Below are 11,348 nucleotides of genomic sequence, written 5' to 3' on the forward strand. Positions count from 1 at the left end.
TTGCGAGAACCGGCGACTCGGCTTCAAGCCGGCGGTCGCGGGGCTGGCGCCGTAGGGACGCCGCGGTTGGGTGGCGAGATGCGAGTGTCGAAGTGGGTGCTGGCCAGCGCGCGCTCGGACATGGTGATGAGATCGAGCACTTCCCGGGCGATGTAGGCCGTGGCGCCGCGTTCGATCGTTTTCGTGGCGAGGATGCCGGCGCCCTTCAACTCGTCCAGGGCCGAGCTTGCCGCCGGGAACGACACGTCCAGGATGCTGGCCAGCGTGGTGGCGGTGACCACCGGAGCCTCCGGCAGCCGACTCAATAGCTGCGCGCCCGCCGACCCTGCGCGCGGGGCCGGCCTCAGACCACGTGCCGCACGATGGCTGGCCAGGCGGTTCACCCAGCTGCCGTGAAGCTCACCGATGGCCGCCGCCAGCGCTTCTGACTGTTCCACCGCGATGGCTGCTGCTTCCACGAACATGGCTAGCCATTCGCCCTTGGCGGCGCTGGCCTCCACACTCCCAACGGGCGACGCGTCTCGGAACGAGGTCAGGCCGGTGACGTACCGATCGCGCAGAGTTGCCAGCACGAGGCTGATCGGCAGCACCGCACGATCGGTGAGTCCGCGCCGAGCCAGCGCGGTGTGAATGAGAGCTCGTCCGACGCGGCCGTTCCCATCGGTGAAGGGATGGATGGTCTCGAACTGGGCGTGGACCATGGCTGCCTGAATCAGCGGCGCATGCGCGGCCCCGTTCAGGTAGCGGACGAGATCCTCCATCAACTGCGGGACTCGCTCCGGCGCCGGGGGTACATAGGCGGCGCCGATGGGCGTCCAACTCGACGTGCCGATCCAGTTCTGTACCGTGCGCAGGCCGTGATGGCGAGGCTCATCGGGCAGTAGTGAGCGGTGGAGTTCGACGATGTCGGCAACGCGCAACTGATCGGCCTCGACGAGGGCCGTGGTGGCCTCTCGCACCACCGTCATGTTGTTGGCGACCAGCCTTGCCTGCTCACTGACGCCGCGAACCGACTCGGACTGACCGAGTTCGGCGAGTGCTACCTGCTGCGCGGAAGGGGTGATTCCCTCGATCCGCGAGCTGGCGATGGCTTCGGAGCGAAGCAGGAAACGGGCGATGCCGGCCAACCCTTCGGCGCCCGGGCCGTTGAGTGCGCGCACGCTCCGTTCGACGAGCGCGACGTGCCGTGAGAGTGTGCCGTCCACGGCCAAGCTGATCCCGTCGAGGCAGTCGGGCACATACCGCCGATAGCTGCCCGAGCGTCGCTCATGCCTCGGGACGTAGGACTCGACCGCGGACTCCCAGTGCGCGTCCTCCCATGCGCCCATCCGTGGTTTCCCTTCCTCCATCCGGCATCTGCCAAATGATAGATATCTAAACTTTAACAGAAGGTGGAGCGATCGAAGGATCAGCGATGTTCGCTACGCGTCCGGGCGCAACGGCTGAGCTCCCGGCGCGGGCAGGGTGAGCAGTGCCCGTTCGATCATCGGCTGGGCTTCCAGCCGGTCCTCGATCGTCTGGTGTCGCTGCGCCAGCAGGTGTTCGCTCCGGTCGCCGGTGAGATCGACCGAGGCGACCAGGAAGATCCGGCCAGGGCCGACATATTCCAGGTGCAGGAAGGTGACCGCCTCGATCTCGGGAAGGGCGAGCAGCCGGACCAGCACCTCGTTGCGCAGCTCGGGACGAACCACCTGACCGACCAGGAACTCGCGGTTGCGGCCGATCAGGAAGATCGCGATCACACCCAGCAGCACGCCGACTCCGATGGAGCCGACGGCGTCGTAGATCGCGTCGCCGGTCGCCTGGTGCAGGCCCATGCCGACCGCGGCGATGATCAGGCCGATCAGTGCGGCGGCGTCCTCGACGAACACCGCGCGCAAGGTCGGGTTCGACGTCCGGGCGATGTAGCGCAGCGGGCGAAGGCCGAGCCGTCCGGCCTCGCCGCGGGTCTGCCGCAGTGCCCGCAGGAACGAGGTGCCCTCGAGGGCGAACGAGATGGCCAGCACGATGTAGCCGATCAGGTAGTTCTCATGGCCGCTGTCGGTGGCACCGAGCTGTTGGATGCCGTGCGCGATCGACACCACGGCGCCCACCGTGAACAGGCCGAACGCGGCGAACATCGACCAGACGTACGCCTCGCGTCCGTAGCCGAACGGGTGGCTGTCGTCACGCGGACGCCCGGCGCGGCGCTCGGCGACCAGCAGGAAGATCTCGTTGCCGGTGTCGGCCCACGAGTGCGCCGCCTCGGCGACCAGGGACGCGGATCCGGTGATCGAGGCGGCGATGCTCTTGGCCACCGCGATCAACAGATTGGCCGCGAAGGCGACGATGACGGTCAACAGGCTTTCGCCGCCTTGGCGCTGCTCAGGCATACGCAATTGTGCGCACGGTCCTATGTCGCAGGGAACAGCTAGTGTCTCCTTGACCCACGGGGGGTTGTGCGCATCGGGGGAGCGCCAGTCAGGGTTGGCTTGCGAGGGCGGTCGGACATGGTTCCGGCCGTCCTCGCTTCTCGCCTGCGCAGCCCAGCCGGGCGCAATATCCTCAGCATCATGAGCACGCGCATCGAATCCGACAGCATGGGCACCATCGAGGTCGCCGCCGACCGCTACTGGGGGGCTCAGACGCAGCGCAGCCTGGGCAACTTCGACATCGGCCGGGACACCTTCGTCTGGGGACGGCCGATGATCCGGGCGCTGGGTGTGCTGAAGAAGGCCGCCGCCGAGGCGAACGCTGAACTGGGGCAGTTGCCGTCCGATCTCGCTGAGCTGGTCGTGAAAGCGGCGGACGAGGTGATCGCCGGCACACTGGACGAGCATTTCCCGCTGGTGGTGTTCCAGACCGGTTCGGGGACGCAGTCGAACATGAACGCCAACGAGGTGATCTCGAACCGTGCGATCGAGTTGGCCGGCGGCGAGATGGGGTCGAAGAAGCCGGTGCACCCCAACGATCACGTGAATCGCGGGCAGTCCTCCAACGACACCTTTCCGACCGCGATGCACATCGCCGTGGTGTGCGAGCTCAACGAGCGGCTGTATGCGCCGGTGACCGAGCTGCGCGACGTGCTGGCGGCCAAGGCGTCCGAGTACGAGGACGTGATCATGGTCGGCCGGACGCATCTCCAGGACGCCACCCCGATCCGGCTCGGCCAGGTGATCGGCAGTTGGGTGGCGCAGATCGACTTCGCGCTGGAAGGTGTGCGCGAGGCGGACGTCCGGGCGCGTGGGCTGGCGATCGGCGGCACCGCCGTCGGCACTGGGCTGAACGCGCATCCCGATTTCGGTGCGCTGGCCGCCAAGCGGATCTCGGACGAGACCGGGCTCGAGTTCACCCAGGCCGACAACCTGTTCGCGGCGCTGTCGGCGCACGACGCGCTGGTCGGTGTGAGCGGCGCGCTGCGGGTGCTGGCCGGGGCGCTGATGAAGATCGCCAACGACGTGCGCTGGTACGCGTCCGGGCCGCGCAACGGGATCGGTGAACTGATCATTCCCGAGAACGAGCCGGGCTCGTCGATCATGCCGGGCAAGGTGAACCCGACCCAGTGCGAGGCGATCACCATGGTCGCCACCCGGGTGTTCGGCAACGACGTGACCGTCGGCTTCGCCGGTAGCCAGGGCAACTTCCAGCTGAACGTCTACAAGCCGGTGATGGCGCACGCGGTGCTGGAGTCGATCCGGCTGCTGGCCGACGGCTGCCGCTCGTTCCGCGAACACTGCGCCGAGGGCATCGAACCCAACCGGGAGCGGATCTCGGCCAACCTCGCCTCGAACCTGATGGTGGTCACCGCGCTGAACCGGCACATCGGCTACGACAAGGCCGCCGCCATGGCCAAGAAGGCGCACAAGCAGGGAATCACCCTGCGCGAGGCTGCACTGGCGTCAGGAGATCTGACCGGCGAGGAGTTCGACGCCTGGGTGGTTCCGGGAGACATGACGCACCCGTCGGCTTAGGCAAGCGCTGATCATCGTCGGTCGAGCGATGCCGTGCTCGAACATCGGGGGACGGTTCTTTCTCGTTCGAAAATCGCACTTCGAAGAACCGTCCCCGGGCATTCGAAAATCGCACTTCGAAGAACCGTCCCCGGGCATTCGAAAATCGCATCTCGAAGAACCGTCCCCGGGTGTGCGTCGTCCAGAGTTGGCGGGCTGGTCACCTTGTCGTGAGCTCGGCGGTGAGTGGCACTCTGAACCCGTGACTGTTGTCGATCCCGTTCTGCTGGTCGAACCGACGCCGCTGACGTTGCGGGGTCGTAGTTTCACCGCGGCGAATCCGGCGGTGATGGGGATCGTGAATCGGACGCCGGACTCGTTCTACTCGTCGGCCCGGTATCCGTCGATCGAGGCGGGGTTGGACGCCGTGGCGGCGATGGTGGCGGACGGCGTCGACATCGTGGACGTGGGGGGCGTCCGGGCCGGACAGCAGGGCGACTGGGTGGAGGCGGACGAGGAGATCGAGCGAGTGCTGCCGTTTCTGGAAGCCGTCCGCGAGGCGCATCCGGACCTGCTGCTCAGTCTCGACACCTGGCGTTCCGAGGTGGCCAGAGCGTGCGCCGGCGTCCGGATCGACCTGGTCAACGACACCTGGCAGGGAGCTGATCCCGAACTCGTCCATGTCGCCGCGAAGCTGAAGGCCGGCTATGTCGTGTCGCACACCGGCGGTGCCGCTCCGCGCACCGATCCGGACGGCGTCCGCTACGGCTCCCACGACGACCCGGACGACGTGGTCGCCGACGTCCTCGACGTTCTCACGCACGGTGCGAATCGCGCCCGCGAAGCGGGGGTACCAGCCAACGCGATCCTGATCGACCCCACCCTCGACTTCGGCAAGACCACCCGGCACTCGCTGCGCACGCTGCGGGCCACCGCCCAGATCGCGAGCCTCGGATTCCCCGTCCTGCAGGCGCTCTCCCGTAAAGACTTCGTCGGGGAGACCCTCGACCTGGCGGTCGACGACCGGCTGGAGGGAACCCTGGCGGCCACGGCGGTGGCGGCCTGGCTGGGCACGGTCTGCTTCCGCGCCCACGACGTCCGGGCCACTCGGCGGGTGGTCGACATGGTGGCGTCCATCCGGGGTGACCGGCCGGCTGCGGTGAACGTCCGCGGGGTTCGTCGAGGGTGAGCAGCGGATACCCTCAGTCGGTGCCCACCCCGACCCAGGAGACCACGATCGCGACCGATCGCGTGGTCTTCCGGCTGCCCGACATCGACCCTGCCATCACCGGTGTGCAACTCTGGTCGGAGGTGCCGGTCGCCCGGAAGGACTTCGAGAGAACCGAAGACGGCTGGGAGTTGAGCATTCCTCGCACCGGCGCCCACCGCATCGAGTACCTCTTCAAGCTCGCGCTCGGCGACGACACGGTCACCATCGCCGACCCGACCAACCCGCTGCGGATCGAAGGTGTGTTCGGTGAGAACTCCTGGCTGCCGATGCCCGGCTACCGCGAGCCCGGCTGGCTCACCGCCCCCCGCATTGAAACCCGTAGCCAGCACTGGGAGATGAGCACCACCGACGGCCAGCTCTGCGGTGCGCTCTGGACCCCCTCCGACGCCCGCGACGACACCGAGCTCCCGCTGCTGATCTGCCACGACGGCACCCAGATGGCCCGCTACGGACGACTCACCGACTTCCTCGCCGCGTCCGTTGCGAGCACCGCGATCACGCCGCTGCGAGTGCTCCTGCTCGATCCCGGGCCGCACCGGGATGCGCGCTACGCGGCCAACCCGCACTACGCGAAAGCCCTCGTCACGCAGGTCATCCCCACCCTTGCGCAGCAGGTGGCAACCAGCGGCAAACCGGTGCTGATGGGCCAAAGCCTCGGTGCGCTTGCCGCCCTCTACGCCGCCCGACGCTACCCGGGCAGCTTCGCCGGCCTGTTCCTGCAGTCGGGATCGTTCTTCACCCCTGAACTCGACCCGCAGGAGGCCGGCTACTCGCACTGGGCGTCCGTCACCGGATTCACCTCGACGCTCAACCGGGCGGAGCCCCCCGAGCGGATTCCGACCACCATCGTGTGCGGCTCCGAAGAGGAGAACATCACCAACAACCGCGCCCTCGCCGCGCACCTAGCCGCCCGCGGCGGCGACATCGAATGGGGTGAGGTCCCCGATGGCCACACCTGGACGACCTGGCGCGACCTGCTCGACCCGCATCTGACCCGCCTACTGAGAAGGGCCTGGACCTGATGGACCGCTTCCACATCGACTTGGACGCCCCCGGCTTCGACCGCACCGGCACGGTGATCCGCTACGGCCACTTCGGACGCCCCGTGCTGGTCTTCCCCTCCGAGGCCGGACGCGCCTGGGACTACGAGAACAACGGCATGGTGGACGCCGTCGCCCCGCTGATCGACGCCGGCCGGATCAAGCTGTACTGCGTCGACTCCTTCGACGCCCAGACCTGGTCGGATCGCTGGCTCTCACTCGAGGAGCGGGCCAGAAGACATGGCGCCTACGCGTCCTGGATCACCAATCAGGTGGCCGGCTTCATCGGCAGCGACTCGCCCGGGACGTCCGACGCGATCGTCACCGGCTGCTCGCTCGGCGCCTACCACGCGCTGCAGTTCGCGCTCACCCGGGCCGACCTGTTCCCGGTCGCGATCTGCCTCTCCGGCAACTACGACCCGTCCAGCTGGCACGCCTGGGGCGAGCGGGGTGACGCCGCCTACTTCGCCAACCCGACCAGCTATGTGCCCAACCTGGGCGGCGAGCACCTGGATTGGCTGCGGTCCCGGCTGTACGCCGTCCTGGTCGCCGGGAACGGGGCCTGGGAGACCTACCCGACCGGTGCGCTGCCGTCCACCCAGCACATGGCGCACCTGCTCGCCGAGAAGGGCATCAACCATGAACTCGACCTGTGGGGCAACGACGTCTCGCACGATTGGTACTGGTGGCAAAGACAGATCGCGCACCATCTGCCGCGTTTCTGCTGAGATCGCTATCGTCGCGTCATGACCACCAACCGGCATCATCAGATCGGTCTCCTGCTCGGCGCCGAGGAGGACTGGCCGCGGGCGTTCGGGGCGATTCTGGACATGGTCGGCCCGATCACCGTGGACGGTGTCACCCACACGGTGGGCGCCGAGCGGCTTACCATCGAACCGTTCGACCTGACCGATCCGGTCCGGACGCCGCTGGTCATCGACCGGCTGGCGCACTGGTACTACCACCCGCGGGAATGGCTGAAGAAGGCGGCGATGGTCAACGGGACCTACCTGTTGAACAGCCCGTTCACCTTCCAGTCGATGGAGAAGCACTCCGCCTACTGCGCCATGCTGCGGCTCGGCCTCAAGGTGCCCAAGACCGTGCTGGTGCCGTACAAGAATCCGGTCGACAACGTCCGGTGGGCCTACACGGCGGCGAAGTACAACCAGCCGTTCGACCTGGAGGCGATCGCGGCCGACCTGGGCTACCCGCTGTACATGAAGCCGTTCGACGGCGGTGGCTGGCGTGGCGTCTCGCGGATCGACAACCCCGACGACCTGCGCCGGGCCTATGACGCGTCCGGTGAGATGCTGATGCACCTGCAGGCGACCGTCGACTACGACGTCTTCGCCCGGGCACTCTCGATCGGCCCCGAGACGATGGTGATGGATTTCCGTCCCGAGCAGCCGATGCACAACCGCTACCACGTCTCGCACGGCTTCCTGTCGACCCAGGCCGGCTGGGAGACCGCGGCGATCAGCCGGATCGTGAACGCCTTCTTCGCCTGGGAGTTCAACTCGGCCGAGATGCTGGTCGCCGGCGACGAGGTGTACCCGATCGACTACGCCAACGCTTGCCCGGACGTCGCCGTCACCTCGCTGCACTACTACTTCCCGTGGGCGATCAAGGCGCTCGTCCGATGGAGTGTGTACTGCCTGGTCACCGACCGCAAAGGTGCCATCGACCTGCACACCGAGCGGTTCTTCGAGATCGCCGACGACCCGTCGCTGTCCTACCAGGCGAAGCTCGAGGGCTATCTGGAGCTGGCCGACGCCTACTTCGAGTCCGACGCGTACTGGGAGTTCTGCGATGAGCACCTCGGCCATCTGGACGCAGCCGTGCTCGACTGGGTGCGCTCAGCCGAGTTCGACGCTTTGTTGGTGGACACCGTCCGGGCCACCTATCCGCCGCACGAGCACGACCGGTTCCTGGGCCACTTCCGCGGCCTGACCAAGGCCTGGGCCGACGAGCAGGACTAGCGCCGTTCTCAGGCCGCCAGGAACCACACCCAGTTCGCCTTGGCGCCGGTCTCGGCACGGTCCAGCAGTTCCAGCTCGCCACCCCGGACGCGGTACAGCGACACGTGGGTGGAAAGCTCGCCCGCGCACACCAGGTAGCGCCCGTCGGGTGAGACCGCGAAGCCGCGCGGCTGCGTCTCGGTGACGGTGAAGCCGGACGGCGCGGTCAGCGAACCGTCGGCGCCCACACCGACCGCACCCAGGGTGCTCTCGGTGCGTTCCGAGCACCACAGGTGCTCCGGGTCGGAGAAGTGCAGGTCGGCGCCCCAGATGAAGTGGTTCGCCCGCGGATCGGCGCCGAACTCGCTGTGACCGAGCCCCTTCGACGGGTCGTGCGCCGTCGTCCGGCCACTGGGGGTGAGGCTGCCGAAGTAGCTGTCACGCCGGTAGCGCAGCACTTCTCCCGAGAACTCGGTGAGCACGTAGAGCGCGTCCTGGGCAGCGTTCAGCACCAGGTGCCGCGGCCCCGAACCGGACGGCGCGGCGACGGTCGCCGGCGTCAACGGCCGCAGGTTGAGCCACGGATCGATCGAGTACTGGGCGACCAGGTCGGCGCCCAGCGAGACGAAGTAGGCGAACCGGCCGTCGGCGCTGGCCCGCACCGAATGCAGGTTCGGATACTCGACCCTGGCGATCGGGTCGCTCACCTCGCCGTCGTGCACGGCGCAGGTGATGCCATAACCGCCGCCGTAGCAGGCACCCAGCAGGGCGGAGCCGTTCCGGGTCAACGACAGATAGTTCATCGCGCCGTCGGGCAGCGACACATGGGAACGGGCGGTGAGCCGTCCCGACGAATGATCCAGGGCGAGGGTGGTGATGCCCGGATCATCCCCCTTGACCGAGGCGTAGAGCAGGTTGCGCCGGGCGTCGACCACGAAGGTGGAACAGCCGGGCACGCCGCTGTTGACCGCCACACGCTGCAACCGGCCGTCGATCAGCCGAAATGAACTGATGGTGCCGTCGCCGGAATTGGCGACCAGGACGAGCCAGGAACCGGACATGACAGCATCCTATTGGCCCGATCAGGCTTATTGGGCCAGGCCGTAGAGCCGATCCCCGGCGTCGCCCAAACCCGGAACGATGTAGCCGTGCTCGTTGAGCCGTTCGTCCACCGCCGCGACCACCAAAGTGGTGGGCACGCCGATCGGATCGACGAGCTCACGCATCTTCGCGATGCCCTCGGGTGCGGCCAGCAGGCAGAGGCAGGTGATGTGGTCGGCGCCCCTGTCGACCAGGAACTTCACGCAGCCGGCCAGCGAGCCGCCGGTGGCCAGCATCGGATCGAGCACGTAGCACTGGCGTCCGGAGAGGTCCTGCGGCAACCGTTCCGCGTAGGTGAACGGCTCCAGGGTTTCTTCGTCGCGCACCATGCCGACGAAACCGACCTCGGCGGTCGGCATCAGCCGCATCATGCCGTCGAGCATGCCGAGACCGGCGCGCAGGATCGGCACCACCAGCGGCCGTGGGCGAGAGAGTTTGGTGCCGGTGGTGACGGTGATCGGTGTCGTGACCTCGCAGGTCTCGACCCGGACTTCACGGGTCGCCTCGTAGGCGAGCAAGGTGACCAGTTCCTCCACCAGTTGACGAAACACCGGTGAGCCGGTCTCCACGCTGCGAAGCAGCGTCACCTTGTGGGAGACCAACGGATGATCGAGTGCACGCAGTTCCACATCCGAACCTTTGCACAAGTGTGCGTGCTTGGGGCGGGCGTGAAACGATGGGCGTCCAGGACAAGGGAGTGGTGATGAGCAGGTACACCGACACCTCCGACGAGGAGTACGCGGATCGCGGTGACGACCGTCCCGGGCTCGACGACCTCGAGCCGGCGGTGGAGTTGCTGGGCGACCTGCTCGATGACGACGACGCAGAGGACGAGGACGACTACCCCGAGGACGCCACCGAGGACGACATCGACCTGGTGGTGGGGCTCTATCGCGAGGACGGCCTGCCGGTCGCCGTCGCGCTGGGCATCGAGTTGGCGAACGACCTCGATGAGTTGATCAACCAGCTGCGCCGGGTGCCGGGTGACGGCGGCGCGGTCGGGCTGGTTTCGATCGCGTCGGAGTTCTTCGTCATCGTCCGGGTGCGCGGCAAGCGCGTCCAGGTGCTGCTGTCCGACGAGCTCGCAGCCACCGACTGGCCGATCGCCCGCGACGTGGCCGACTTCCTGGGTTCCGAGCTGCCCGAGGACGACGAGGACGCCGGCCCGATCGGCGATCTCGACATCCTCGCCGACGTCGGCATTCCCGATTTCGAGATCGAGGCGCTGTGCGACTCCGACGACGATTCGGACGTGTTGGTCGAGCGGATCGTGAAGAAGCTGAAGTTCCTGCCCCAGTACCGCAAGGCGGTGCAGGCGGCGTTCGGCCTGTGAGGTGAACCGCTGGCTCGCGCCGATGGCGCAGGCCCGCGCAGAAGCGGCCTTGGCGCCCGCACACGGTGACGTGCCGGTCGGGGCGGTGCTGCTCGACCCGGCCGGCCGGCTGGTCGCGCAGGCGCACAACGAACGCGAGCTGACCGGCGACCCCACCGCCCACGCCGAGGTGCTGGCGCTGCGGCGGGCCGCCGCGGCACGGGGTGAGTGGCGACTGGACGGCCACACCCTGGTGGTCACCCTGGAGCCCTGCACGATGTGCGCCGGCGCGCTGGTGCTGGCCCGCGTCGAACGGTTGGTGATCGGCGCCTGGGACGCCAAGGCCGGTGCGGTGGCGTCGATTTTCGACGTGGTGCGCGATCCCCGGCTGAACCACCGCGTCGAGGTGGTCGGCGGCATCGACGCGGACGTCTGCGGCGCGCAGTTGCGGGAGTTCTTCGAGGGCCGGCGGTGACCGCCTTCGTCGGTCGAGCTCGTTCTCTCTCGCTGGTCGAGCTTGTCGAGACCTGATTTGGCACGAACGCAGACATCGCCGATAGAATCACCGACGGTGGCGTGTCCGAGCGGCCTAAGGAGCACGCCTCGAAAGCGTGTGTGGGTCCTGCCCACCGTGGGTTCAAATCCCACCGCCACCGCCAACCGGACGCCGCTCCACCCGTGAGGTGGAGCGGCGTCTTTGGTTGTGTGTGTCTGGGTGTGTCTCTGGGCAGGCTAGGTCGCTGCCCGGCCAAGTGCCGCCGCCGCAATGTCGACATC

11 protein-coding genes and 1 tRNA gene are annotated in these 11,348 nt (G+C 67.8%); 8 read left to right on the forward strand and 4 right to left on the reverse strand.

Going from position 1 to position 11,348, the window contains the following annotated elements:
- Positions 1 to 23: 23 nt before the first annotated feature.
- Together Q0066_RS08760 and Q0066_RS08765 are read right to left on the reverse strand one after the other, a co-directional pair.
- A complete protein-coding gene (locus tag Q0066_RS08760) occupies positions 24 to 1,205 on the reverse strand; it encodes a Fic family protein (protein WP_298132087.1) in 1,182 nt (393 codons plus the stop codon).
- A 216-nt stretch (positions 1,206 to 1,421) separates the two neighbouring features.
- A complete protein-coding gene (locus Q0066_RS08765; protein ID WP_298132069.1) occupies positions 1,422 to 2,372 on the reverse strand; it encodes a cation diffusion facilitator family transporter in 951 nt (316 codons plus the stop codon).
- A gap of 177 nt (positions 2,373 to 2,549) precedes the next feature.
- Here Q0066_RS08765 and fumC point away from each other — a divergent pair, with 177 nt between their 5' ends.
- From fumC to Q0066_RS08790, 5 genes are all read left to right on the forward strand, one after another.
- Positions 2,550 to 3,950: a class II fumarate hydratase gene (fumC, locus tag Q0066_RS08770; protein WP_298132089.1), complete on the forward strand. Its 1,401-nt coding sequence runs from the start codon at positions 2,550 to 2,552 to the stop codon at positions 3,948 to 3,950.
- Between the two features lie 241 nt (positions 3,951 to 4,191).
- Entirely contained in the window at positions 4,192 to 5,118 is a 927-nt protein-coding gene (gene folP, locus Q0066_RS08775; protein WP_298132073.1) for a dihydropteroate synthase, read from the forward strand.
- Positions 5,119 to 5,138: 20 nt separating this feature from the next.
- Complete coding sequence (locus Q0066_RS08780; RefSeq protein WP_298132075.1) at positions 5,139 to 6,182, forward strand: alpha/beta hydrolase-fold protein; 1,044 nt, start codon at positions 5,139 to 5,141, stop codon at positions 6,180 to 6,182.
- Entirely contained in the window at positions 6,182 to 6,928 is a 747-nt protein-coding gene (locus Q0066_RS08785; protein WP_298132077.1) for an alpha/beta hydrolase-fold protein, read from the forward strand. The genes Q0066_RS08780 and Q0066_RS08785 overlap by 1 nt, the downstream gene beginning before the upstream one ends.
- Positions 6,929 to 6,946: 18 nt before the next feature.
- A complete protein-coding gene (locus tag Q0066_RS08790; RefSeq protein WP_298132079.1) occupies positions 6,947 to 8,179 on the forward strand; it encodes a hypothetical protein in 1,233 nt (410 codons plus the stop codon).
- Positions 8,180 to 8,187: 8 nt separating this feature from the next.
- Here Q0066_RS08790 and Q0066_RS08795 read toward each other — a convergent pair whose 3' ends face one another.
- Positions 8,188 to 9,219: a beta-propeller fold lactonase family protein gene (locus Q0066_RS08795; RefSeq protein ID WP_298132081.1), complete on the reverse strand. Its 1,032-nt coding sequence runs from the start codon at positions 9,217 to 9,219 to the stop codon at positions 8,188 to 8,190.
- A 27-nt stretch (positions 9,220 to 9,246) separates the two neighbouring features.
- Positions 9,247 to 9,888, reverse strand: a complete 642-nt coding sequence (gene upp, locus Q0066_RS08800; protein WP_298132083.1) for a uracil phosphoribosyltransferase — start codon at positions 9,886 to 9,888, stop codon at positions 9,247 to 9,249.
- 74 nt (positions 9,889 to 9,962) lie between these two features.
- Here upp and Q0066_RS08805 point away from each other — a divergent pair, with 74 nt between their 5' ends.
- The 3 genes from Q0066_RS08805 (at position 9,963) to Q0066_RS08815 (ending at position 11,230) form a co-directional block, all read left to right on the forward strand.
- The gene (locus tag Q0066_RS08805) at positions 9,963 to 10,592 is read left to right on the forward strand and encodes a tRNA adenosine deaminase-associated protein (RefSeq protein WP_298132085.1); all 630 of its coding nucleotides are present in this window, start codon (positions 9,963 to 9,965) and stop codon (positions 10,590 to 10,592) included.
- 22 nt (positions 10,593 to 10,614) lie between these two features.
- Positions 10,615 to 11,046, forward strand: a complete 432-nt coding sequence (locus tag Q0066_RS08810; RefSeq protein WP_298132086.1) for a nucleoside deaminase — start codon at positions 10,615 to 10,617, stop codon at positions 11,044 to 11,046.
- Between the two features lie 95 nt (positions 11,047 to 11,141).
- Positions 11,142 to 11,230 (forward strand) — tRNA-Ser (locus tag Q0066_RS08815).
- Positions 11,231 to 11,348 lie beyond the last annotated feature (118 nt).

The sequence above is a fragment of the Micropruina sp. genome (genome assembly GCF_027492755.1).
Taxonomy (GTDB): Bacteria; Actinomycetota; Actinomycetes; order Propionibacteriales; family Propionibacteriaceae; genus Micropruina.

Coding starts and splice junctions, on each gene's coding strand:
- Q0066_RS08765 (WP_298132069.1), bottom strand. CDS start 2,372: ATGCCTGAGCAGCGCCAAGGCGGCGAAAGCCTGTTGACCGTCATCGTC.
- Q0066_RS08785 (WP_298132077.1), top strand. CDS start 6,182: ATGGACCGCTTCCACATCGACTTGGACGCCCCCGGCTTCGACCGCACC.
- Q0066_RS08790 (WP_298132079.1), top strand. CDS start 6,947: ATGACCACCAACCGGCATCATCAGATCGGTCTCCTGCTCGGCGCCGAG.
- Q0066_RS08795 (WP_298132081.1), bottom strand. CDS start 9,219: ATGTCCGGTTCCTGGCTCGTCCTGGTCGCCAATTCCGGCGACGGCACC.
- Q0066_RS08805 (WP_298132085.1), top strand. CDS start 9,963: ATGAGCAGGTACACCGACACCTCCGACGAGGAGTACGCGGATCGCGGT.
- Q0066_RS08810 (WP_298132086.1), top strand. CDS start 10,615: ATGGCGCAGGCCCGCGCAGAAGCGGCCTTGGCGCCCGCACACGGTGAC.